Source organism: Arthrobacter sp. NPDC057009 (assembly GCF_042673905.1).
Classification (GTDB): domain Bacteria; phylum Actinomycetota; class Actinomycetes; order Actinomycetales; family Micrococcaceae; genus Arthrobacter.
Map to the genome: position 1 here is coordinate 154,252 of NZ_JBHUSB010000007.1, position 21,175 is coordinate 175,426.

Annotated in this window: 23 protein-coding genes; 15 read left to right on the plus strand and 8 right to left on the minus strand. The window is 67.6% G+C overall.

What is annotated here, in order from left to right:
• Positions 1 to 30: 30 nt before the first annotated feature.
• Entirely contained in the window at positions 31 to 1,362 is a 1,332-nt protein-coding gene (locus ACFTR6_RS09815) for an MFS transporter (protein ID WP_377957753.1), read from the minus strand.
• Between the two features lie 61 nt (positions 1,363 to 1,423).
• Between ACFTR6_RS09815 and ACFTR6_RS09820 the strand changes: the two genes are divergently transcribed.
• From ACFTR6_RS09820 to ACFTR6_RS09830, 3 genes are all read left to right on the plus strand, one after another.
• A complete protein-coding gene (locus ACFTR6_RS09820) occupies positions 1,424 to 2,014 on the plus strand; it encodes a hypothetical protein (protein WP_087873089.1) in 591 nt (196 codons plus the stop codon).
• Between the two features lie 139 nt (positions 2,015 to 2,153).
• Entirely contained in the window at positions 2,154 to 3,029 is an 876-nt protein-coding gene (locus ACFTR6_RS09825; protein ID WP_377957826.1) for a hypothetical protein, read from the plus strand.
• Positions 3,013 to 3,762, plus strand: a complete 750-nt coding sequence (locus ACFTR6_RS09830; RefSeq protein ID WP_076799073.1) for a LamB/YcsF family protein — start codon at positions 3,013 to 3,015, stop codon at positions 3,760 to 3,762. Before ACFTR6_RS09825 ends, ACFTR6_RS09830 begins: the two co-directional genes overlap by 17 nt.
• Before the next feature lie 64 nt (positions 3,763 to 3,826).
• On the opposite strand, the gene ACFTR6_RS09835 is transcribed toward ACFTR6_RS09830, so the two are convergent.
• Positions 3,827 to 5,185, minus strand: coding sequence for a DUF445 domain-containing protein (locus ACFTR6_RS09835; protein WP_076799072.1), 1,359 nt, complete (start codon positions 5,183 to 5,185; stop codon positions 3,827 to 3,829).
• A 50-nt stretch (positions 5,186 to 5,235) separates the two neighbouring features.
• Here ACFTR6_RS09835 and ACFTR6_RS09840 point away from each other — a divergent pair, with 50 nt between their 5' ends.
• The 4 genes from ACFTR6_RS09840 to ACFTR6_RS09855 all read left to right on the plus strand — a co-directional run bounded on the left by ACFTR6_RS09840 (position 5,236) and on the right by ACFTR6_RS09855 (position 8,048).
• Positions 5,236 to 6,162 (plus strand): glycerophosphodiester phosphodiesterase, encoded by a 927-nt coding sequence (locus ACFTR6_RS09840; RefSeq protein ID WP_377957754.1) that lies wholly within the window; start codon positions 5,236 to 5,238, stop codon positions 6,160 to 6,162.
• A gap of 12 nt (positions 6,163 to 6,174) precedes the next feature.
• Positions 6,175 to 6,984 (plus strand): AzlC family ABC transporter permease, encoded by an 810-nt coding sequence (locus ACFTR6_RS09845; protein ID WP_377957755.1) that lies wholly within the window; start codon positions 6,175 to 6,177, stop codon positions 6,982 to 6,984.
• Positions 6,981 to 7,292, plus strand: a complete 312-nt coding sequence (locus tag ACFTR6_RS09850) for an AzlD domain-containing protein (RefSeq protein ID WP_076799069.1) — start codon at positions 6,981 to 6,983, stop codon at positions 7,290 to 7,292. Before ACFTR6_RS09845 ends, ACFTR6_RS09850 begins: the two co-directional genes overlap by 4 nt.
• Before the next feature lie 102 nt (positions 7,293 to 7,394).
• On the plus strand, positions 7,395 to 8,048 hold the full coding sequence (locus tag ACFTR6_RS09855) for an SIS domain-containing protein (RefSeq protein ID WP_377957757.1): 654 nt from the start codon (positions 7,395 to 7,397) through the stop codon (positions 8,046 to 8,048).
• A 36-nt stretch (positions 8,049 to 8,084) separates the two neighbouring features.
• On the opposite strand, the gene ACFTR6_RS09860 is transcribed toward ACFTR6_RS09855, so the two are convergent.
• A complete protein-coding gene (locus ACFTR6_RS09860; protein WP_076803599.1) occupies positions 8,085 to 8,309 on the minus strand; it encodes a hypothetical protein in 225 nt (74 codons plus the stop codon).
• Positions 8,310 to 8,491: 182 nt separating this feature from the next.
• Positions 8,492 to 9,112 carry a TetR/AcrR family transcriptional regulator gene (locus ACFTR6_RS09865; protein WP_377957758.1) on the minus strand — a complete coding sequence of 207 codons (621 nt, stop codon included), beginning with the start codon at positions 9,110 to 9,112 and terminating at the stop codon, positions 8,492 to 8,494.
• Between the two features lie 111 nt (positions 9,113 to 9,223).
• On the opposite strand from ACFTR6_RS09865, the gene ACFTR6_RS09870 reads away from it, so the two are divergent.
• Together ACFTR6_RS09870 and ACFTR6_RS09875 are read left to right on the plus strand one after the other, a co-directional pair.
• Positions 9,224 to 9,571: an MTH1187 family thiamine-binding protein gene (locus ACFTR6_RS09870; RefSeq protein WP_377957759.1), complete on the plus strand. Its 348-nt coding sequence runs from the start codon at positions 9,224 to 9,226 to the stop codon at positions 9,569 to 9,571.
• Positions 9,572 to 9,616: 45 nt separating this feature from the next.
• Positions 9,617 to 10,294, plus strand: coding sequence for an O-methyltransferase (locus ACFTR6_RS09875; RefSeq protein WP_377957760.1), 678 nt, complete (start codon positions 9,617 to 9,619; stop codon positions 10,292 to 10,294).
• 107 nt (positions 10,295 to 10,401) lie between these two features.
• Here the strand turns inward: ACFTR6_RS09875 and ACFTR6_RS09880 are convergent, their stop codons facing one another.
• Positions 10,402 to 12,585 carry an FG-GAP-like repeat-containing protein gene (locus ACFTR6_RS09880; RefSeq protein ID WP_377957761.1) on the minus strand — a complete coding sequence of 728 codons (2,184 nt, stop codon included), beginning with the start codon at positions 12,583 to 12,585 and terminating at the stop codon, positions 10,402 to 10,404.
• Between the two features lie 556 nt (positions 12,586 to 13,141).
• On the opposite strand from ACFTR6_RS09880, the gene lepB reads away from it, so the two are divergent.
• The 5 genes from lepB (at position 13,142) to ACFTR6_RS09905 (ending at position 17,567) form a co-directional block, all read left to right on the plus strand.
• Positions 13,142 to 13,591 (plus strand): signal peptidase I, encoded by a 450-nt coding sequence (gene lepB, locus ACFTR6_RS09885; protein WP_377957828.1) that lies wholly within the window; start codon positions 13,142 to 13,144, stop codon positions 13,589 to 13,591.
• 136 nt (positions 13,592 to 13,727) lie between these two features.
• Positions 13,728 to 14,207: a Dps family protein gene (locus ACFTR6_RS09890; protein WP_377957763.1), complete on the plus strand. Its 480-nt coding sequence runs from the start codon at positions 13,728 to 13,730 to the stop codon at positions 14,205 to 14,207.
• Positions 14,208 to 14,249: 42 nt separating this feature from the next.
• The gene (locus ACFTR6_RS09895) at positions 14,250 to 15,461 is read left to right on the plus strand and encodes a hypothetical protein (protein ID WP_377957764.1); all 1,212 of its coding nucleotides are present in this window, start codon (positions 14,250 to 14,252) and stop codon (positions 15,459 to 15,461) included.
• Positions 15,455 to 16,822, plus strand: a complete 1,368-nt coding sequence (locus ACFTR6_RS09900) for a PIG-L family deacetylase (protein WP_377957765.1) — start codon at positions 15,455 to 15,457, stop codon at positions 16,820 to 16,822. Before ACFTR6_RS09895 ends, ACFTR6_RS09900 begins: the two co-directional genes overlap by 7 nt.
• A gap of 37 nt (positions 16,823 to 16,859) precedes the next feature.
• Complete coding sequence (locus ACFTR6_RS09905) at positions 16,860 to 17,567, plus strand: glycosyltransferase (RefSeq protein ID WP_377957766.1); 708 nt, start codon at positions 16,860 to 16,862, stop codon at positions 17,565 to 17,567.
• Positions 17,568 to 17,627: 60 nt separating this feature from the next.
• Here ACFTR6_RS09905 and ACFTR6_RS09910 read toward each other — a convergent pair whose 3' ends face one another.
• Both ACFTR6_RS09910 and ACFTR6_RS09915 read right to left on the minus strand, forming a co-directional pair.
• Positions 17,628 to 18,794, minus strand: a complete 1,167-nt coding sequence (locus tag ACFTR6_RS09910; RefSeq protein WP_377957767.1) for a YihY/virulence factor BrkB family protein — start codon at positions 18,792 to 18,794, stop codon at positions 17,628 to 17,630.
• Positions 18,795 to 18,909: 115 nt separating this feature from the next.
• Positions 18,910 to 19,179 carry a hypothetical protein gene (locus ACFTR6_RS09915; RefSeq protein WP_076799059.1) on the minus strand — a complete coding sequence of 90 codons (270 nt, stop codon included), beginning with the start codon at positions 19,177 to 19,179 and terminating at the stop codon, positions 18,910 to 18,912.
• A 208-nt stretch (positions 19,180 to 19,387) separates the two neighbouring features.
• On the opposite strand from ACFTR6_RS09915, the gene ACFTR6_RS09920 reads away from it, so the two are divergent.
• The gene (locus ACFTR6_RS09920) at positions 19,388 to 20,005 is read left to right on the plus strand and encodes a hypothetical protein (RefSeq protein ID WP_377957769.1); all 618 of its coding nucleotides are present in this window, start codon (positions 19,388 to 19,390) and stop codon (positions 20,003 to 20,005) included.
• 103 nt (positions 20,006 to 20,108) lie between these two features.
• Here the strand turns inward: ACFTR6_RS09920 and ACFTR6_RS09925 are convergent, their stop codons facing one another.
• Positions 20,109 to 21,173 (minus strand): NAD-dependent epimerase/dehydratase family protein, encoded by a 1,065-nt coding sequence (locus ACFTR6_RS09925; protein WP_377957771.1) that lies wholly within the window; start codon positions 21,171 to 21,173, stop codon positions 20,109 to 20,111.
• Positions 21,174 to 21,175: the final 2 nt, after the last annotated feature.

Sequence of the window (21,175 nt, forward strand, 5' to 3'; positions counted from 1 at the left end):
GCTGGTGGCGCCGGGGCCCGCCATCCGCTCTCAGGTGGCTGTCTCGGCCTCGACAGGGAGCGGGTCCCGGCGTTCGAGCGGATGGGCGATTTCGTCCGACGACATCCGGGCCACCAGCAGTGCCACCACCGCCATGACCGGGCAAACGCCGCCCGCCACCAGGAAGATGAGCCAGATCGGCAGGACGGAGGCAGCGGGGCCGGCCAGCGCCATGGACACCGGCATCAGCGCCAGGGACACAAAGAAGTCCAGGCTGGACACGCGCCCCAGCAGGTGCGGCGGTACGCGCCGCTGCAGCAGCGTTCCCCAGATGACCATGCCCACGCTGCCGGTGGCGCCAAAGATGAAAAGCGCCAGGGCAAGCAGCCAGAAACTGTCCATGAGCCCCACCGCTGCCAGCGGCAGCGTGCCCGCTCCCCAGCACACCATCATGAGGGTCAGGTAGCGGCGCGGCAGCCGGACCGATGCCGTCACCAGCGAGGCCACGGCGCTGCCCACGCCCATGATGGCCAGCAGGAACCCGAACATGCGGCTGTCCCCGCCCAGCTGGTCGCGGATCAGGAAGGGCAGGAGCACTTCGATGGGGCCGATCAGGAACAGCACCGAGATGCAGGCCCAGAGCAGTGTCCAGAGCAGCCACGGTGTCCGGACTGTATAGCTGACGCCCTCGCGGAGGTCGGCGAAGAAGGAGCTCTTTGCGGGTGCCTTGGCTGTGCCGTCCCCGCTGGCCCCGTCGCCCGTGGCGCCATCCCCCCTGCCGGGGGCCTCGAGGGCATGCTGGCCGAGGAAGTTCAGGACGATGAAGGCCAGCAGGTGGCACACGGCAACGCCGGTCACGGCGTGCGACGGCGACAGTGCGGCCACCAGGACGCCGGCCACTGCGGGGCCCGCCGCCTGCTGAAGCGTGGGCCGCAGGGTCCCTTCCATGCCGTTGGCCGCGAGCAGGTCCTCCGACGGGAGGATCCGCGGCAAAATCGCGGAGTACGCCGGGAAGAAGAAGGCCGCCCCGACGCCAAGGACGAAGGCGCCGGCCACCAGGTGCCAGAGCTGCAGCCAGCCTGCCATCGCCAGTCCACTGACCGCCGCGATGACGGCGAGGTTGATCCCTTCGACGGCGATGATCAGCAGCCGCTGCGGAAAGCGGTCTGCCGCGATGCCGCCGGCAAGGACGAACGCCACGAGCCCCACGCTGCCTGCAGCGGCCACCAGGGACAGTTCGAGCGGGCCGCCGCCGATGTGGATGACCTGGTAGACCATGGCCACGGCCCACATGCCCGAGCCGAAGATGGAGATGGCCAGGGCACCGATCAGGACACGGTACTCGCGGTGGGAAAAGGGCCGAAGGGCGCGGGGGAGTGGCACAGGGCAATCTTAGGCCAGCCGCTGCGGCATGGAACGTCTCCGGGAGGGATAGGCTCTAGCCATGGGGAACACACCGGTACGGCCGGGGCGGCGCAATGTGGCGCTGATCGGCGCTAACTTCGGCCTTGCCTTGCACCCGGTGGACCGGAACGGCGTTCATATTGCCGGCGAGCCTGCCAGCTGCTTTGCTTCGTTCTGGCTGGCCGACTGGTCCCGGTGGGGAAGCGGGACGGTCCTCATGGTGGCCACGCTCCAGGGCTGGCGCAGCTACGGCTCCAACGAACTCCTTGCCTCATCCCTTGCCACCGAACTGACGCGCTTCCTTCCGGAGGCCGCGCGCTTTCCGCTCGGTGCGGTCAGCCACACCGGGGACGAGTTCGACGTCGAACTGGATCTGGAACGGGGCTTCCGGGCAACCGGACGGCAGGCCGCCATCGAGATCTCGGGGGTGCTGGACCGCCGCCAGTTTTCCGCCCCCGACTTCCCGCTCGGGCCCGCCAGTGCCTCGATGAGCAACGTCTACCATCCGTGCAGCGGAGGCAAACTCTCCGAGTTCGGGGTCGAATGGCCCGGCGCCCCTACGGTCTACCCCGGACCGCGGGGTCCCTCATCCTCCGCGTACATGGCGCTGGCCGAGTCCTGGGCGCTGTGACGGGCTTACCCCGTGAGGGATTGCTGGTGAAGGATTGCCTGCGGCCGGTGATCAGCATGCTTGGTATGTTGGGGTGTGCCCTAGTGTTAAGGCTAGACGGCGGTCTCCGGCCGCCGGTTGTTCCGACGTAGAGGTGATGATGGCCAAGCGACGCAACCCCGCGATGAGAATCGCGCACGAAACAGCCCACAACGCCGTGTTCGACGCCCACGGCAATCCCAAACCCGGCGTCCACAACCTGCTGCTGAAGGCGGTGGAGATCCAGCGCCCGCTGGTGGTCGCGAACATCCGCCGGCATCAGCGCCGCAATCCGCGGGCGTCCGCCACCCAGCTCGCGGACATCCTTGAGCGTGACTATCTCCGGGCAGTGACGGGCGGGGGCGCGCTGGTCGGGGCCACCGCCGTCGTGCCCGGTGTGGGCACCTTGGCGTCCCTCGGTCTCTCAGCCGCCGCCACCGTGGGGTTCCTGGAGGCCACGGCCCTCTACGCCACCTCGCTGGCCGAGCTTCACGGGATCCGGATGACGGACCCGGACAAGGCCAGCACCCTGGTGATGGCCGTGATGCTCGGCGAGGAGGGGACTGCGCTGCTCGGTTCCCTCAGCGGCCAGGCCATGGGCAGGGGCAAGGGCGCAAGCCAGGCCTGGGGCAATGCGCTGGCGGGCAGGATGTCCTCGTCCGGCGCCGGCTTCATCCGTGAACGGATCCAGAAGGCCTTCCTCCGGAACCTGCTGAAGCGGCAGGGAACCGCACTGTTTGGGCGTGCGCTGCCGTTCGGCGTCGGAGCAGTGGTGGGCGGTGCCGGCAACCTCATGATGGGCCGGACCGTCGTCGCCAATGCCAAGGAGGCGTTTGGTCCGATGCCGGACACCCTCCCGGGTGAACTCAAGCCTGCAGGGGCAGAGGGCCCGGACGCCGGATCGTCGGCTGGCCGCCCACTGGATGCCGGCACATGGGATGCCGGCACACGCGAATCCGGCATAAGGGAAGGCGGTACGGGTGGATCTGAACGCTGACCTCGGGGAGTCCTTCGGCTCCTGGACCATGGGTGACGACGCCGCGATGTTCGAGCTGATCACCAGCGCCAATGTGGCGTGCGGTTTCCACGCCGGCGATCCCGTGACCATGCTGGACAGCTGCCGCGCCGCCTATGAGCTGGACGTCACCGTCGGCGCCCACGTCGGCTACCGGGACCTCGCCGGTTTTGGCCGCCGTTCCCTGGACATGTCCTTCGATGAGCTGTTCGGCGACGTGCTGTACCAGTTGGGGGCGCTGGACGGAGTGGCGCACGCGGTGGGCGCCACGGTGGACTACGTCAAGCCGCACGGTGCCCTCTACAACCGGGCGTTCCACGACGCCGAGCAGGCTTCCGCGCTGGTGGCTGCCATCCAGGCCTACGATCCCGGCCTGCCGGTGCTGGGCCTTCCGGGGTCCGAACTGCTCAAACAGGCCCAGGACGCCGGGCACCCTGTTTTCCGCGAGGCGTTCGTGGACCGCGCCTACCTGCCGGACGGCACCCTGGTGCCGCGCTCGCAGGAAGGTGCCGTGCTGCACGACGTCGAGCCGATCGTTGAGCGGGCAGTGCGCCTAGCGCTCAAGGGCGAGGTGGTGGCGGTGGACGGGACCGTGGTCCGGGTGGACCCCGATTCCCTGTGCATCCATGGCGACACCCCCGGCGCCGTCGACATGGCCGCTGCCGTCCGGGCCGGCCTGGAGGGAGCCGGGGTGGAGCTGGCCCCGTTCGCATAGGGGCCGGGTTCTCCTAGGGGATCGGCACCGGCCTCCCGGCCGGCGCGGGTCCCCGAGGAGCCGGTCAGCCGAACGCCAGATGGGCCACCGTGAAGATGGCCAGGCCGGCGAGGGATCCCACCACGGTGCCGTTAATCCGAATGAACTGCAGGTCCTTGCCCACCTGGAGTTCAATTTTCTGCGAGGTCTCCTCGGCGTCCCAGCGGGCCACCGTATCCGTGATCACCCCGGCGATATCCGACCGGTACGTGCGGACCAGGTAGCCGGCCGCATCGCCGATCCAGGCGTTGACCTTGCCGGCCAGTTCCTCGTCGGTGACCAGCCGGGTGCCGAAATCGCGGACCGCGGCCTTGAATTTCACGGTCAGTTCGCTGTCCGGATCGTCGACGGCGTTGAGCAGTGCGCCCTTGATGGTCGCCCAGGTGCGGGAAGCCAGTTCCCGGACCTCCGGATCGCCAAGCACTTGGGCCTTGATGCCCTCCGCACGGGCGATCATGGCGGGATCGTGCTGCAGGTCCTGGGCGAGATCAGTCAGGTACTTGTCGATGGACAAGCGGACCTGGTGCTGCTGGTCGTCCTGGACCGCGCGGGTGAATTTCAGCAGCTCGATGTAGACCTTGTCGCCCACCAGGCCGTCCACGAAGCTGGGCACCCACTGCGGGGAGCGCTCGGTGACGAGCCGGCTGACCGTCTGGTGGTTGGCCGCAACCCAGTCCGCTGCCCGGTCCACGAGGAGGTCCACCAGCTTGTGGTGGTGGCCCTCGGCGAAGATCCGCTCGGCCATGCGTCCTACGGGAGGTCCCCACGGGGGAGCCAGGAGGTGCTTGCGGACCATGCCCTCGATGACGGCCTGCACGTCGTCGTCGTTGAGCACTTTGAACGTGCCGCGGATGACGGCCGCCCCTTCCTTGGCCACGCGCTCGGCGCCGCCCGGCCCCGACAGCCAGCTGCCCACCTTGCCGGCGATGTTGATGCTGGCCAGCTTGTCGTGGACCACCTGCTCGGACAGGAAGTTCGTCTCCACAAACTCGCCCAGGGACGCGCCGATCTGGTCCTTGCGGCGCGGAATGATGGCGGTGTGCGGGATCTTCAGCCCCATGGGGTAGCGGAACAGGGCCGTCACGGCGAACCAGTCGGCCAGGGCACCCACCATGCCGCCTTCCGCCGCGGCCCGGACATACTGCAGCCACGGGTACTGCTTCTGCAGCGCGAAGGCCACGACGAACACCACGGCCATGGCAAGCAGCAGGCAGAGCGCCACCAGTTTCATCCTGCGGAGGGCGGCCGCCTTTTCGGCGTCGCCCGCCGTGAGCTGATGGGGTCCGACGGCGGGCCGGGCCGGGCCGTCCTGCCCCGGACGCTCAGCGGTTGCCTCACCGGGGGGAGATGCCAGCTGGGTGGTTGGTTCAGAGTTCACCTGCATGTGCCAAGCCTAGTCCCGCTTTGGCGGCGGCGGTCGGCTAACGTGTGACCATGACAGCCGACGAGTCAGTCCCAGCCCGTCCCCTGGTCTACGCCCACCGGGGTGCCAGCGCGGATTTCGCCGAGCATACCCGCGCCGCTTATCTCCGCGCGCTCGCCGACGGTGCGGACGGTGTGGAGTGCGATGTGCACCTCACCCGTGACCAGCACGTTGTCCTGCTGCATGATGCGAATTTGGACCGGACCTCGGACGGTACAGGTCCGGTGGCCGAACGTACGGTCGACCAGCTGCGGCTGCTGGATTTTTGCTCCTGGAAGGGCGTCCGGATCCCCGAGGCCTATGGGCCCAGGTCCGAACAGTTCCTCACCCTGCCGGACCTGTTGGACCTCCTCCGGGCCGCCGGACGGGAGGTCGGGCTTGCCATCGAGTTGAAGCATCCCAGCCCCTACCAGCTGAAGCTGGAGGACCGGGTGCTGGAGCTGCTTCGGGCGGAAGGCTGGGACGCCCGCACGTCCCGTTTGGGCAACATCCGGGTGACGTTCATGAGCTTCAGCCCGGACTCGGTCCGCCACCTGCTCAAAGCAGTGCCCCCGCAGTTCATCTGCCAGTTGGTGGACGACGTCAATGTCACCGAAATTCGCGAAGAACTGGGGCTGGGTCCCTTCACGGGCAGTGCGGTGGCCAACGTGATGAAGGCCGCGCAGCTGGAGGGGGAGCGGATCCTTAACGACGGCGAAGTGGCCATCGCCGGACCCGGCATCGACTACGTGCGCCGGCACCCGGGCACTGTGGGCCGGTGGCTGAATTCCGGCCGCCGCTTCCGGGTCTGGACGGTGGACGCAGAGAATGACGTGGCCCTGTGCCGGGAGCTCGGCATTCAGGAAATCACCACCAACCGGCCGGGCCAGGTCCTTGCCCTGCTCCGGCAGCCGGCCCTGGCAGCCGGCACTCCCACTCAGTCCCGGCCGCCGCTGTGATTGAGTGGGGGCATGCCCATCACCTGGCCCCCCGGCCTCCTGCGTTCCCCGGCGGTCCGCGTCGGACTGTCCATCAGCATCGCAACCGGCCTTTACGGTGTGTCCTTCGGCGCCCTTTCGGTGACCTCGGGCCTGGACTTCTGGCAGACCATGGCCCTGAGCCTGCTGCTTTTCAGCGGCGGTTCGCAGTTCGCCTTCATTGGAGTGGTGGCCGGCGGCGGCTCGGGCCTGGCGGCCATGGGGGCGGCCACCCTGCTGGGAATGCGCAACGGAATCTATGGCATGCAGCTCAACGTGCTGCTCCGGCCGAAGGGGTGGCGTCGTTACGCCGCCGCCCACGTGACCATCGACGAGTCCACGGCCACCAGCACCGGGCAGTCGGATCCTGACGAGCAGCGCAGGGGCTTCTGGGCCGCCGGCATTGGGATCTTTGTGCTCTGGAACGTCTTCACCGCGGTGGGTGCGCTGGCCGGAGGCGCGCTGGGAGACCCGAAGCAGTGGGGACTCGACGGTGCAGCCGTGGCGGCTTTCCTCGGCCTGCTCTGGCCGCGGCTGAAGGGCCGCGAACCGGTGGCGATCGCCGTCGTCTGTGCCTTGGCAACCGTGCTGGCCGTGCCGTTCGTCCCTGCAGGCGTCCCCATCCTGATTGCCGCAGTGGTGGCTGCCGTCATCGGCTGGCTTAGCCACGGCCGCCAGGACGAAGGGCTCGAGCCGGACATCGACCCGTACACCGAGCGGCACGCCGGCCATCACCCGGCCCCGGGCCACCATTCAGGCGGGCGTCACAAGGGCAACGGAACCAGCCCGGGAGGTGCCAAGTGAGCCTGTGGGTGTGGTTGTTGCTCGCCTGCCTTTTCGCCTACGCCTGGAAGCTGGTGGGCTACCTTCTGCCGGCCAGCCTGCTGCAGAACCCCAGAACGTCCCGGATCGCCGGGACCATGACCATCGGTTTGCTGGCGTCCCTGACCATCGTCAACACCCTGGCCAACGGGCAGGCTCTGGTTCTCGATGCCCGCCTGGGCGCATTGGCGGCGGCCGCTGTGGCACTGCTCCTGCGGGCACCCTTCCTGGTTGTCGTGCTGGCAGGGGCGGGGGCTGCTGCCTTGCTCCGGCTGGCCGGCTGGAGCTGAAGCAGCGGGAAATCTGGTATCCGGGTGCCTCCGGGGAAATAATGCCCAGGGGTGACGTGGGTCACTGCGGCTGTATGCTCTAAATAAGAGGTGTTGTACAAAATGAAGGCCGTCAGCAGACTGTCCCGGACCCGCGCCACGGATGCGCCGTTCGAAATGAAAGCCCCGGTGGACATCGTCCTCGAGCACCTGCGGCAGGTGGGGCCCGCGGTGGCGTCCCTGAGAAACGAGTCCTCACGCCTGGCCAAGTGGGGCGAGGAACTGGCCCGGCTGCTGCTTTCCGGAAACCGCCTGGTCACTGCCGGAAGCGCCGGTTCGGCGGCGGAGGTGCAGCAATTCACCGCGGAACTGCTTGGACGCCACGCGAGTGAGCGCCAGCCGTTTTCCGTCATCGCGCTGAGGCCAGGAGTGTCACCAGGCGCTGCCCCCGTCAGCGCCGTCGAAATTGCCCAGGGGCACGCGGATGAGGTCGCCAGCCTGGTGCGGGCCCACATCCGTTCCGACGACGTTCTCCTGGCAGTCTCCGCCAGCGGTCACCGGCATGCCCTGCTGGAAGCTACGGCGAATGCGCGTGCCGCCGGAGCCACCGTCTGGGCTGTCACCGGGGCGGCTCCCAACCCGCTGGCGCAGGCGGCGGATGAGGCCATTTGCATCAACGCTCCCAAGCCCCAGGTGCGCGAAGCGCAGCTGATCGCGCTGCAGGCCATGAGCGAATGCCTGGCCGCGGCCCTGCACACGCTGTCCACCCGGCCCTAGCGGGCTGTGCCCCTGCAGGACGCGGGCTGCAGTGGCTCAGGCTGCGCCGTAGGCGTCGGGTGAGGCCGGCTCGGACCGCCGTGCGAGCTCTTCGGTGGCGAGGTCGTACCAGTCCTGGGCGCCGAACACGGGAGTCGGCGTATCGAGGTTCCGGTAGAGCGCGTCCACGATGATGGCAAGCTCATCGGTGGAGGCCGCACCCAGAGTGATTTCAGGATCCGTTGAATGCTTCATGAAGTGCGCGAGCTGTGAGCGGTTCATGATGCCACGGCCGGTCTGGGCTGGATACATGCTGGCTGAACACATGCAGGAAATGACATGGTGTGCTCCGTATATGGAACTGTCCGAGGCTGACTTCCTAACCCACCGGTGTGCCTAGCTTACTGTGCAGGGGCGGTGTGCGGAATATGCCGGACCCGCACAGCCAACTATTCGAACTGGAGCTATTCGAACTGTGACGAAGGGAGTGGCACCTGCGGGGGCAGGGCCCTGGTGGGACGTTCGGCGCGGATCGCGTCCTCAACGAGGGCGGCGGGCCGGCGCCAGGCGTCGGAGCCGGGCTCCATGGTGTCCACCACTCCGATCAGCATGGCCAGGAGCCGCACCATGTCCGTCAGCGAGATGTCCACGCGCAGGGTCCCCTGATCCTGGCCGCGGTCAAGGAGGACGCCAACGGACTCAATCAGGCTTCCGGTGATGCCCCTCAGCAGATCCCGCCTGCCGGCCACGGCGCCGAGCAGGTTGGCGTTGTCACTGGCCGCTGTCATTACTGCGTCGATGACCCGGAACAGGCCTTCGGCCGCATCGGTGCCCGCCAGGGCGACGTCGATAACCGGGTCCACGTGGAGCCGGAGCTGGCGGTTCAGGGCAGCCAGGACCAGCTGTTCCTTGTCAGAGAAATTCCGGAACAGCGTCGCCGGACCGACGCCTGCGGTTGCGGCAATGGTCTGCAGCGGAACGTCCGGGCCGTACTGCCGGAAACACTCGCGGGCGGCATTGATGATCTTGTCCACGTTGCGTGCAGCGTCGGCACGCAGTGGCTTGCGCTCTACTACGAGGTTCATGGACCAAGGTTAGCAACGCTGTGTCAGCCTGGCTCCGTTACCGGTTGGTAGCGCCGAATATGACACAGCCCACAGACCGGGCGGCACCCGGCGCCGTGTCAGACTGGACCCATGTTGCTTGCATTTTCAGTCGCCCCGTCCGGAATTCCCGCTGATCCTGCCTACGCCGCCGCGGGTGCCGGGGATGCATCCGTGCACGGCGCCGTGGCTGCCGCCGTCAGGATTGTCCGGGAGTCCGGGCTGCCCAATGAGACCGACTCCATGTTCACCACCATCGAGGGTGAATGGGATGAGGTGTTCGACGTCGTCAAGCGCGCCACCGAGGCCGTGGGCAAATTCGGCAGCAGGGTGTCGCTGGTGATCAAGGCGGACATCCGGCCCGGCTATTCCGGCGAGCTCACCGCGAAGGTCGAGCGCCTGGAGGGCGCCCTGGGCGGCACCGCGGCCGAAGGCAACTGATAGGGAAGCCTAGCCGGGCAGGGAGCTTGCTGGAAGACTGTGCGCATGTTTGAGCACAAGCCCCGGCCCGAGTGGACGGCCATGGAAAAGTACCTGTCCGACGTCGTCGTCCACCCCGATCAAGCCGTCCAGCGCGCCGTCCGGTCCGCCGAAGAGGCCGGAATGCCGCCGATCGAAGTGACCCCGAACGCCGGCAAGCTCCTGAAGCTGCTGGTGGCGGCGTCCGGTGCCCGGAAAGTGCTGGAGATCGGCACCCTGGCCGGCTTCAGCACCATCTGGATGGCCCAGGGAATGCCCGACGACGGGCGGCTGGTGACCTGCGAATACCTGCAGAAGCACGCCGACGTGGCCCGGGCCAACGTGGACGCGGCCGGCATCGGCCACAAAGTGGAGATCCGGACTGGAGCGGCGCTGGACACCCTCGCCGCCCTCGAGGCGGAAGGGCAAGGCCCGTTCGACTTCGTCTTCATCGATGCGGACAAGGAAAATAATCCGCAGTACCTCGACTGGGCTGTGCGGCTGGGGAGGGCCGGCACCAGCATCGTGATGGATAACGTGGTGTGGGAGGGCGTGCCGCTGGACCCCTCGATGGATGAGGTCAACGCCCCGGGAATCATTGGTGCGCTGCAGATGATGGGCGAGGACAGCCGGCTGGACGCCACGGTCATCCAGACCGTGGGCTCCAAGGGCTGGGACGGCTTCGCGCTGGCAGTGGTGCGCTGAGCGCGCCACTGCCGGCATAAAGAAGCACCGCCCCCGTACTGGATGTACGCGGGCGGTGCTCTTTCTTGCTGGGTGCTCTGGGAGCTGCTTGCTCTAAGAGCCGGGAACTACTGGATGGAACTCATCGTGCTCCAGCCGGTACCGACGACGGCCTGGCCCAGGATGCCGGTCGTACCGTTGCCGCGGTAGAGGATCAGGCCGCCCCTTGAGTCGCGGGCGATGATGTCTGCCCTGCCGTCGCCGCTGAAGTCGCCGGGAGCCGTCAGGGTGTTGAGACCGCCCCAGCCGGCGCCGATCTGGATCCGGGCGAGGAACCCGCCCGCACCGTCGCCGCGGTAGAGCCAGAGGCTGCCGGCAGCATCACGGGAGACGATATCGGGCTTGGCGTCACCGTTGAAGTCGGTGCCCAGGATGGTGTTCTGGCTGTTCCAGCTCGTGCCGATCTGGATCCGTGCGGCGAAACCGCCGTTGCCGACGCCTGGGTAGGCGAAGAGCCTGCCGGAACTGTCGCGGGCTACAAGGTCCGCCTTGCGGTCACCGTTGACGTCTCCGGCAGCGGTGATGGCCGTGAAGGAGTTCCAGCCGGCGCCGACCGGCGCACCGCCGAGGAATCCGCCGTTTCCATTGCCGCGGTACAGGTACAGCACGCCGCTGGAGGACCTGGCGATGACGTCGGCCTTGCGGTCGCCGTTGAAGTCGCCGGCGCTGATGATCGCCGTCATCCCGTTCCAGCCGGCGCCCATCTTGGTCCGGGGAAGGAAGCCGCCGCTTCCGTTGCCACGGTAGAGCCAGAGCGTTCCCGTGGAATCGCGGGAGATGACATCGGCCCGGCCGTCACTGTTGAAGTCCTGCACCTTGCGGTACGGGGCGGTGACAGTGGTGCCGATCTGCACCGTGCGGCTGGCCAGCGCACTGACATTGCCGGCAACGTCCGTGGCGCGGACCAGGAAGTTGTACGTACCGCTGGCCTGTTGATCCCACGTCTTCGGCGAGGCGCAGGTGGGATCCCACGTCACGTTGGTCGGCTGCAGCTGGCATTCGAACCGCGCGTTAGCGTCGTTGCTTGTGAAGCTCAGCGACGGCGTGGTGTCCAGGCTGGGCGAGGACGGGAATGGGGCTACCACCGAAGCTGTCGGGGCAACGGAATCCACGGTGAAGGTCAGCGTTGCCGACGTCAGGAACTCCGGCTGGGTGGGATCGCCGGCGAAGGCGGGGTTCGCGACCCTGGCCTGAACCCGGTTCGTACCCTGCGGCAGGGCCGCGAGCGTTGCCGAGTAGCTGGATCCGGTCAGCGTGGCGGCAACCGGGGCGCCGCCGTTCACGATGAGCTGAACCGGGCCGGAGACACCGGCCGGAAGGGTTCCGGTGATGGTCGGCGTCGTGATCCGGGTGACGTTGTCGGCATTGGAGCGGCCACTGTCGCTGGCGGCAGCCAGGTCCGGGGTGGACGGACCCGTCTCGGTACCCTCCGCGATCAGGCCCTGCACCGTGAAGAGGTTCGTGGTGGCAGTATCGACGCCGGGTCCGCCGGCGTCGGGACCGGTGATCGTCACGAAGTTGTTGCCCGAAGGCGCGCCGGTGACGGTCCGTGCAGTGTTGATGTCGCCGATCGTGCCCGGTGCGGCACCATCCTGACGGAGGAACGACGCCGTGGTGCCCCGGCCAAAGTCGCCCAGGAAGGCGGCGCCGACGCCGGCCCAGTCGCAGGCAGCGTCGGGGGTGGGGGCGCAGGCGCCCGCGTCGATCGTTTCGTTGATTCCCTCTGCATCTGCCGTGAAGGTGTGGACGCCGTACGGGTGGGTGATGGTGTATGAGGCGCCCGCCTGCAGGCTGTCAAAGCGGAAGCGGAGGCGGGCAAAGCCCATCTGGTCCCCGTCGACCACGGCCTCGTTGGCGTGGGCGGCTTCCAGGGCTGCCTCGTAGCTGCCGGTTCCGACGTCTGCCATCGCGGCGAACCAGAAGGCCTCATCCGGGAAGTTGTCCGGGTAGGACACCGCCTGGCCAGGATTGGGCGGTTCGCTCAGGCAGCCCTTGCCTGCTTCATAGCAGAGCTGGAGCCTGACCGTGCCGTCCGAATACCAGGTAGGGAACCCGTTTGCCGGGTCGACTGGACCCATCCCGGCGGTTTCAGCGTTGGCGGGAACAGCGCCGAGCGGTGACAGTGCGGCTGCCAGCAGGGCGCCGGCAACGGCCGGGGCAATACGCCCGGCGGTGGTGGTGGGCTTGCGGTGCGCTGGCCGGGAGCGCTTGGCTCCGTCAGGCATCGTGGGCCTCATCGCTGAATGCGACATGGTAACTCCTCATTGGACACTCGATTTATGGCCCCCAGTACCTTCAAGGCCAAGTCGGGAGATGCGTTCCCAACTGCGTCAACAGTGGATGCTTCACCTTGGACAAAGGTCGGATAAAACCGGTGGGAAAAAGTGGCTGTGCGGATCCCAAATGCGGGCGTACCCCCTGCTGCCATCCGGATGTATGCGGACTCTGGCTGGGGAAGGTGAATTTGACCATCGATTTGAGGGGGCCCAATTGGGGGTGGCCCCCTATAACCCCCACGATTTCCCGCCCGGTCCGGCTTTTTACAAGCCCGCCCCGGCATGCTGGAACCGTCCAAGCCGCTCTTAAACCATCGCTATCGGAAGGAGGTCCGGTGATGTCCGTGGTCAGCCGGCCCAACGACCTCATGACGGCGGCACTGCCCCCATGGGACGGCTAGCGGCGCACAGGGCCGACCCAAAAACGAGCGCGGGCCCGAGAACCGGGGCGGCCCCTGACGGCAATGCCATCCCCGGAAACCCTGCCGGCTCTGCCCGCCAGGGTTTCCGGGGGAAGACAATCACGACGGCGCTGGTGCTGGCCGTGGGTCTTCTCGCCTCCCGGCTGTGGCTGGTGGAGCCGGTGACGGTCAGCTCTGACAGTATGGCGCCGGCTCTGCCCAAGGGTAGCGTGGTGCTGATGTTCAAGCCGGGGCCGTTACTGGGGCCGGTCAGGGCCGGAGACCTGGTGGTGTTCACCAGCCCGGAAGACGGTAACCCCGCGGTGAAGCGCGCCATTGCCTTCGGGGGCCAGAGCGTTGCCATCGAGGATTCGGTGCTGGTGGTGGACGGGGTGCCGCAGGCCGAGCCCGGGATTGACCACAGCCGCATCGACGGCACCTACTTTGGCCCCGTCACGGTGCCTGACGGGCACGTGTTCGTCCTGGGTGACAATCGGTCCGGATCCATCGATTCACGGGCCTACGGGAGTGTTCCGCTGGAATCGCTGCAGGCAACGGTGCTGTGGCCCGCTGGCCGCTGAGGCGCATGTCCCCGCCACAGAGGGCTCGGCCCAAAACATAAGGCGGCGCAAAAGATAAGTATGCTGGGAATCATCCTGGCGGGCTGCCTGGCCAGCCAGGCATGCACATGCATTGGTGACGGCAGCGGAGGAAGACATGAAAGCATCCGAGACTCTGGCCAGCAATCTCCAGAAGGTCCTCACCGACCTGATCGAGCTGCACGTCCAGGGCAAGCAGGCGCACTGGAACCTGGTGGGCACCAACTTCCGCGACCTGCATCTGCAGCTGGATGAAATCGTGGACAGTGCCCGCCTCCTCGCCGACCAGACGGCCGAGCGCATGCGCTCCATCCATGCCCTTCCGGACGGCCGCAGTGCCACCGTCTCGTCCGGCACGCGGCTGGACCAGTATCCGGCCGGCCTGACCGTCACCAAGGACACCGTCAAGCTCATCACCGCGAGGCTGGAACAGACGGTCAAGACGATGCGCGATGTTCACGATGAAGTGGATGAAGAAGATCCCACGAGCGCGGACGTCCTGCACGCGGCCATCACCCGGCTGGAGCAGCTGGCCTGGATGGTGAACGCGGAAGTGATGCCCGCCTCAGCGTCGGTCACCGAACCGGAAAAGGGATAGCACGGCCATGACCCTGCGCCCCGGACACTCAGCGGATACTGCATGAACAGTCCGCACCGCCAGTGGCACCCCGTCCGCTTCAGCGAGGCGCCGGCCCGGCAGGCCGGCGTCGGACCTGTGCCGGAAGCCGAAGCCGCACCGGGCACCGAACCTGCCTTGAACATTGAGCCGCTGCTGGACAGGGTTGCTTCGGCTGTCGGGGACATCCCTGCCCTCCTGGCCATCGCCCAGCAGGCCGGCCGTTCCGCACCGAAGCCCGGTGACGGGCGGACTGCCCGCCTCTGGGAGCTGCTGGCCTCGGTCGCGGCGGTGGACGTGGCGGCCGCCCGGGTTCTGGAGCCGCATTTGGATGCCGGTGCCATCCTGTCCCAGGCGGGAACTCCGGAAACTTTTACGGGAACGTGGGGCGTCTACGCGGCCGAGGCCCCCGGCACGAGGCTGACGGCTGAAGCCGCTGACCTTTCTGCTGAACCCGGCTCCGCTGAATCCGGTTCCGCTGAACCCGGCGGGAATCAGGGCGGCGTGCAGCTGAGCGGCTCCAAGCCCTGGTGCTCGCTGGCGCAGTTCGTGGACCACGCCGTCGTGACAGCGCACACCGGGACGGGCGGCCGGGCTGCCTTTGCCGTTGACCTCAGGGCCGCCGGTGTCACATGCGACGTGCCGGAATGGACCAGCCGGGGACTTCGCGAAATCCCCAGCGGAACAGTCCACTTTGACCGGGTTCCGGCCGTGCAGCTTGGCGGTGACGGCTGGTATTTCGAGCGCCCCGGCTTTGCCTGGGGCGGCATGGGCGTTGCCGCGTGCTGGCTGGGCGGCGCCGTGGCGCTCGGCCGGCACTTCCAGGCCGCGCTCCTGCGGGGAGCCAGATCCCAGCGCGAGCCCGACCAGGTAGCCCTCGCAGCCCTGGGCGAAGTGGACCGGATCCTGGCCTCAACGCTCCAGTACCTCGCCCGGGCAGCCGACGCCGTGGATGCCGCGCCGCAGGCGGGCAGCGGCGCCGAATCGGGCGGCGGTGCCAGCGACGGGATGGTTGGTGCGTGGAGCGAGGCGCTCCGTGTCCGCGGAACTGTTGCTGCCGCCGTCGAACGCGTCCAGCTCCTGGTGAGCCAAAACCTGGGGCCCGGGCCACTGGCCTTCGACGAACGGTACGGCAAGTGCATGGCGGACCTGTCCCTCTACGTGCGGCAGCACCACGCAACGCGTGACGACGCCCAGCTGGGTGCGCTGACCCTCAAGGGTGAGCACGCATGGTGACGTTTTCGCACGCGGATGACGGAACGGATGAGCAGGCCTGGGCCAACAGCGGACTCGCCGCGATCGGTGAACTTCCGCTGGATCCGGCGGAACTGGCACGGATGGATTTCGTCGTCCTGGCTGCACATCCGGACGACGAATCCCTTGGAGCCGGAGGCCTGCTTGCCCGGCTGACATCCGCCGGCGCCCACGTTGAGGTGCTGCTGTGTTCAGCAGGGGAGGCGTCCCACCCCGGTTCGCCCACCACGACGCCACAGCAGCTTGCCGCCGTCCGCCGGGAGGAGTTCGCGGCTGCCATGGCGGCGTTGGGTTTGGCGGACAGCTGGCAGTTCCTGGACCTCCCGGACAGCGGGCTGGCGCAGAACCGTGCAGTCATTGCCGAACGGCTGGCGGAAATGATCAGCCAGCGTGGGGCAGCTGAGGGCGGCCTGGTCATTGTTGCCCCGTACCGCGGTGACGGGCACATCGACCACGACACCCTGGGAGCCGTGGCGGCGGAGGCCGCCGAAGCCGGAAGCCACGGGCTGCTGGAATACCCCATCTGGTACTGGCTGTGGGCCACGCCGGAGGACACGGCCTGGCGGAACTGGAACCGACTGCCCCTGAGCCCCGGCGAACAGCGCGCCAAACGTGCTGCCCTGCACGCCCACACCTCCCAGCTGCTGCCGCTCTCCGACCAGCCTGGGGACGAGGTGCTGCTGTCAGAACAGTTCCTTGCACATTTTTCCCGGCCCTTTGAAGTCTTCGCCTGGCGGCCGCCGGTCACCGGACGGCGAAGCGCCCGGGACGCCCAAGCCGTCTTCGACGCCCTGCACCGCAGCTCCGAGGACCCGTGGAGGTACCAGGACAGCTGGTATGAGCAGCGCAAACGCAGCCTGACCCTCGCCGCCCTCCCTGAACAGAAGTACGACGCCGGCCTGGAGGCCGGCTGCTCGATCGGCACCCTGAGCAAGGAACTGGCAAAGCGCTGCGGGCGGTTCCTTGCCGTGGACGCCAGCGGCACGGCCGTGGCCAGCGCCGCCGAACGGCTCGCCCGGTACCCGGGCGCCGAAGCCAGGCAGCTCACCCTCCCGGAACAGTGGCCGGAGGGGAGCTTTGACCTCATTGTGGTCTCCGAGATGGGTTACTACCTTCCGGCCGTCGAACTGGAGGAGCTGTTCAGCCGCATCTCCGGGTCCCTGTCTCCCGGCGGAACGCTGCTGCTCTGCCACTGGAGGCATCCGGTTGCCGGCTGGGAGCTCGACGGCGACACCGTCCACGCGCTGGCACGGAGCCAGCTACGGTGGCCGTCTGCCAGCATTTACCGCGAGCGCGACTTTGTGCTCGAAACCTTCATCGCGCCGGACCAGCGTGACGCCTGACAGTTTCCCACCCCTCATCTGCCGGGTTGAAGCAGTGATGCCGGTCCATAACGAGGAGTACCACCTGGGGGCCGCCCTTTCCGCGCTGGCCGCCGCAACTGAGGCGCTCGCCCGGCAACGGCCGTCCGTGGCCGTGGGACTCACGGTGGTCCTGGACCACTGCACCGACCGTTCGGCGGAGATCGCGGAGCGGTTCGCTGGGGCTCATGCGGGGGTGAGGGTGGTGCGCCGGCGGTTTCGCAACGCCGGGGCCAGCAGGGCTGCGGGAGTGGCGGCCGCCATCCGGCACCTCGGCAGCGAACTCCTTGAAAGCACGTGGCTGGCAAACACCGATGCCGACTCGCAGGTTCCGGAGGACTGGTTTGTGCGCCAGCTCCAGTTCGCGGATGCCGGCTGGGATGCGGTGCTGGGATCCGTAGAGCCGGACTCCGAAGGCATGGATCCGGAACTTCTGCGCAGCTGGCACCTCCGGCACCCGCGGGAGGAAAGGCACGGGAATGTCTACGGCGCAAACCTGGGCGTCCGCGCGTCGGCTTACCGACAGGCCGGCGGATTTCCGCCGCTGCTTTCCTCAGAGGACCGGGCCCTTGTGGAGCGGCTCCGCAGGAGGGGTTTTGCCATTACCGCCACGGACAGCATGCGTGTGGTGACTTCCGGACGGACCGCCTCCCGGGCACCGCACGGTTTTGGTGCCTACCTCCGTGTCCTGGGCGTGGAGACGGCTGCGGCCCTACGGGGCGGCTGAGGCCGTAGACGCCGCCGGGCAGCTGCCTGCAGGCAGCTGCCCGGGGTAACGTCACTTCCTTCAGCGGCTGTTGTCGTTGCCCCTGTCGTTGCCCCCGCGGGAGGTGGCACCGCCACGGCCGTCCTGGCGGCTGGTGTCCTGGCCGTTGCGGTTCTGGCCGTTGTCCTGCTCGCTGTATTTCTCGCGCAGTTCGCGGCCCAACCGGATGTCTTCCTCTTCCTTCTCCTGGAGCTTGTCGCTCTTCTTGGTGTCGCGCGGCGGAAGCTGGAGTGTTTCCTCGGCCTCAATGCCCGCTTGCAGCTGACGGCCCCGCTCCATTTCGGCGTCGAACTCGGCACCGAAAAGCAGGGACATGTTCAGGATCCAGAGCCACAGGAGCATGACGATCACGCCGCCGATCGCGCCGTAGGTCTTGTTGTAGTTGCTGAAGTTTCCCACGTAGAACCCAAAGCCCACAGAGGCCACTACGAAGACGAGCAGGGCTATCAGCGAACCAAGGCTCATCCAGCGGAACTTTGGCTGACGCACGTTCGGGGTGGCGTAGTAGAGGATGGCAATGACCACAATGACCAGCGCAACAATGACGGGCCATTTGGCGATGTTCCACACGGTCAGGGCCACGCCGCCGAGGCCCAGGACATTGCCGACGGCTTCGGCCACAGGGCCGCTGATGACCAGCATGGCCGCAAGCAGCGCAACGATGATCAGCGAGGCCACGGTGACGGCCAGCATGGTGCCGCGGAGCTTGACGAAGCCGCGGCCCTCATCGATCTCGTAAATCCGGTTCATCGCGCGGCCAAAGGCCGTCACATAACCGGAGGCGGACCAGATCGCCGTCGCAAGGCCGATGATCAGGGTGAAGCCGGCTGCAGGTGAGGTGGTCAGTTCCTGGATGGGATCGCGGATCATCTCCACTGCCTGCCCCGGTGCCACCCCCTGCACGATTTCCAGGAGTGCCGCCGTCGTCTTTTCCGCCTGGCCGAAGATGCCGAGCAGCGAAACCAGGGCCAGCAGTGCCGGGAACATCGAAAAGATCGCGTAGTAGGTGAGGCCGGCGGCGAGGTCCGGACATTGGTCGCCCGTGAATTCGCGCATGGTCTTGCGGAAAATGTACTTCCAGGACGGTTTGTCCACGTCCGTGGGGCTGTCAGGCTTTCGGGCGTCATCGGGGGCAGGGGCACTGCCGGCCTTTGCCGTGCTGGTTTCCGGGGCTTCTTTGGTGGCCATGAAGCATCCTTTCGTTCGCCGGCAGGACGCCCGTGTGGGTATCCCGCCCGCTGTCAGGGGTTTGGGCTCAGGGGTTTGGGCGGGGGTCCTGCAGCAGGTCCATCAAGTTTTCTTCCTATGCTCCGGGCGCCCTGGAAGGGTTCCGGCGGTCCAGGGTGAGCGGATCACTGCCCAGCGGAGCGTCGGCCGGCTGCTTCCCGGCAAGCGGATCGTCCGCAATCCGGGTCTCCGACTGCGGGCTTTCCGCCAGTTGCGCGGAAGCCAGTGGATTCGGGTCCTGGGCGGGACCCCGGCTGCCGCCCTTGCGGGCCTGTTCCTGGCCTGTGCCTTCAACGTCCTCGGGCGGGGGAGCTCCCTCGCCCTGCGGCTGTTGATTCTCCGTCATGGCTGATACCTCTCCAACATGTCGGGTTGCCGGGCATTTGCCGGCAATTACTCGCCATAAATAGTAAGCATGATTACTATTAGATCGTAAGTACCCTGACTGCCGCTAGTTCAATCCGCTGTCCGCTCCGGAAGCCACATACCGGGCGTGGGCGGCAGAGCCCCTGCCGGATAGTGACCGTGCTGGAAAAGAGAGAGGTGGATCCGCAGTGGACCCAACTGCCTGGATTTGGATCGTCGTTGCAATCGTCGTCATCGCGCTCATCGTGGTGCTTCTGATGTCCAGCCGCAGACGCAGGGAGGCATTCCGGCAGAAGCGCGATGAACAAAACCGCCAGCACGCCGCCGAGATCCGCCGCAAAGCTGAAAACGCCGACCTCGAGGCGCGCGAAAACGAAGCCCGCGCCATGCACGCCAAGGCCGACGCCGAAAAAGCCCAGGTTGAAGCCGCACGGCTTCGCCAGGAGGCGGAGCAGAAGCAGGCGGCTGCGCAGGACTTCCGGACTGACGCCGAGAAGCACCAGCACAAGGCGAATGCCCTGGATCCGGACGTGGACGCGGACGGTAACCGGCGCGACGACGCACGTGCGAACGCCGATGCCCGGAATGCCGATGCCCGCAGGGGTGACGGGCGGGGCCTTGACGCCCGGGCCGACGACGACCGGGACATGCGTGAGAGTGACATGCGCGACCGTGACATGGGCGGGCGCGCCGACGATATGCGGACCGATGGTACGCGCGACGCTGACACTCGCGATGTTGATGCCCGCCGCTCCAATGCCGATGCCACGACGGACCCCACCCGGCGGGACACCCCACGCCAGTAGGCGCGGGCGGGCCCCAGCAGGCCCGCGCGCAACGCTCCGCGCCAGTAGGCCCGCGGGTGGGCCGCCGTCCGCGGGCGTCCGCGGGTGGGCCGCCGTCCGGGTCTTAGCCCCGGCGGATGAGGCCGAGGAGGCTGCGCCGGGGTTTGAGCGGTGGAGACTCCGGCACGCCGGCGCCTTTGCCCATGCCGTCTATCACCTCGCGGACGGCTTCCAGCGACGCCGTGTGCGGCTCCCAGCCCAGCTCCTCCCGAATCCGGCGGGTGTCCATGATCGGCGCGCCGGCCGCCATCTCCACCCATCCCGAGTCGGTCTGCTGCAGCCGCAGTCGCCAGGTTGCATCAACGAAGGCATGGAGCGCGCGGACGGGGACCGGAAGGATCCGCTTGGCGGAAAAGAGCCTGGCGAGGTTCTGCGGCGTGATCACAGGTTCTGCGGCCACATTGAAGGCTCCGCTGGCCCTGTTCCTGAGCACGCGCCAGTAGGCGTCCGCGACGTCGTCGGCATGCACCGCCTGGAAGACCAGTTCCTCGGGAATCGGCAAAATCGGCAGTGCCGGCCGGCGCGGGACGAACCTTGGGTGAATCCACCCGAGGAAGTACCGGCCGATTTCGCTGCCGGCCTTGGCCTGGAAGATGAGCCCGGGGCGCAGCCTGGCCACGGCGATCGAGGGATTGTCCGCCGCGAACTCGTCCAGCAGCTTCTCCTGCTCCGACTTGTCCCGGCTGTAATGTGAGCCCTCAATGCCTCCTGCCGGCCAGGATTCGTCCACCCGGCGGTCCTTTGGCGCCTTGCTGTACGCCCCCACGGACGAAGCGCACACAATGTGGCCGACGCCGGCTTCCCTGGCCGCTGCCAGCATGTTCGCCGTGCCGGTGACGTTGGTGCGGTGCAATTGCGGGAGGTCCCGGTTCGGCTGGATCTGCCAGGCAAGGTGCACCACCGCGTCGGCCCCCGCAAAGGCCCGGGCCAGTTCCTGTTTCGCACCGGCGTCGCCCACATCAAGGGTGTGCCACTCGACGCCGGCGTAGGGCAGCCGCGTGCTGTCCGGGGCGCGCCGGCTGATGCCCACCAGCTCCAGCCCGCCCGGGTATTCCGCTCGGGCCTCATGGAGTCTGCGCAGCAGCGCCGTCCCCGCATTGCCGCTGGCGCCCGTGATCGCGATACGCATGA

What these genes read in the sequence shown, in the direction of transcription:
- ACFTR6_RS09855 (WP_377957757.1), top strand. Translation starts at nt 7,395, where the DNA reads ATGAAGGCCGTCAGCAGACTGTCCCGGACCCGCGCCACGGATGCGCCG.
- ACFTR6_RS09825 (WP_377957826.1), top strand. Translation starts at nt 2,154, where the DNA reads ATGGCCAAGCGACGCAACCCCGCGATGAGAATCGCGCACGAAACAGCC.
- ACFTR6_RS09900 (WP_377957765.1), top strand. Translation starts at nt 15,455, where the DNA reads ATGGTGACGTTTTCGCACGCGGATGACGGAACGGATGAGCAGGCCTGG.
- ACFTR6_RS09835 (WP_076799072.1), bottom strand. Translation starts at nt 5,185, where the DNA reads ATGCAGGTGAACTCTGAACCAACCACCCAGCTGGCATCTCCCCCCGGT.
- ACFTR6_RS09905 (WP_377957766.1), top strand. Translation starts at nt 16,860, where the DNA reads ATGCCGGTCCATAACGAGGAGTACCACCTGGGGGCCGCCCTTTCCGCG.
- ACFTR6_RS09890 (WP_377957763.1), top strand. Translation starts at nt 13,728, where the DNA reads ATGAAAGCATCCGAGACTCTGGCCAGCAATCTCCAGAAGGTCCTCACC.
- ACFTR6_RS09925 (WP_377957771.1), bottom strand. Translation starts at nt 21,173, where the DNA reads ATGCGTATCGCGATCACGGGCGCCAGCGGCAATGCGGGGACGGCGCTG.
- ACFTR6_RS09845 (WP_377957755.1), top strand. Translation starts at nt 6,175, where the DNA reads ATGCCCATCACCTGGCCCCCCGGCCTCCTGCGTTCCCCGGCGGTCCGC.
- ACFTR6_RS09875 (WP_377957760.1), top strand. Translation starts at nt 9,617, where the DNA reads ATGTTTGAGCACAAGCCCCGGCCCGAGTGGACGGCCATGGAAAAGTAC.
- ACFTR6_RS09865 (WP_377957758.1), bottom strand. Translation starts at nt 9,112, where the DNA reads ATGAACCTCGTAGTAGAGCGCAAGCCACTGCGTGCCGACGCTGCACGC.
- ACFTR6_RS09820 (WP_087873089.1), top strand. Translation starts at nt 1,424, where the DNA reads ATGGGGAACACACCGGTACGGCCGGGGCGGCGCAATGTGGCGCTGATC.
- ACFTR6_RS09880 (WP_377957761.1), bottom strand. Translation starts at nt 12,585, where the DNA reads ATGTCGCATTCAGCGATGAGGCCCACGATGCCTGACGGAGCCAAGCGC.
- ACFTR6_RS09860 (WP_076803599.1), bottom strand. Translation starts at nt 8,309, where the DNA reads ATGAACCGCTCACAGCTCGCGCACTTCATGAAGCATTCAACGGATCCT.
- ACFTR6_RS09915 (WP_076799059.1), bottom strand. Translation starts at nt 19,179, where the DNA reads ATGACGGAGAATCAACAGCCGCAGGGCGAGGGAGCTCCCCCGCCCGAG.
- ACFTR6_RS09895 (WP_377957764.1), top strand. Translation starts at nt 14,250, where the DNA reads ATGAACAGTCCGCACCGCCAGTGGCACCCCGTCCGCTTCAGCGAGGCG.
- ACFTR6_RS09840 (WP_377957754.1), top strand. Translation starts at nt 5,236, where the DNA reads ATGACAGCCGACGAGTCAGTCCCAGCCCGTCCCCTGGTCTACGCCCAC.
- ACFTR6_RS09870 (WP_377957759.1), top strand. Translation starts at nt 9,224, where the DNA reads ATGTTGCTTGCATTTTCAGTCGCCCCGTCCGGAATTCCCGCTGATCCT.
- ACFTR6_RS09910 (WP_377957767.1), bottom strand. Translation starts at nt 18,794, where the DNA reads ATGGCCACCAAAGAAGCCCCGGAAACCAGCACGGCAAAGGCCGGCAGT.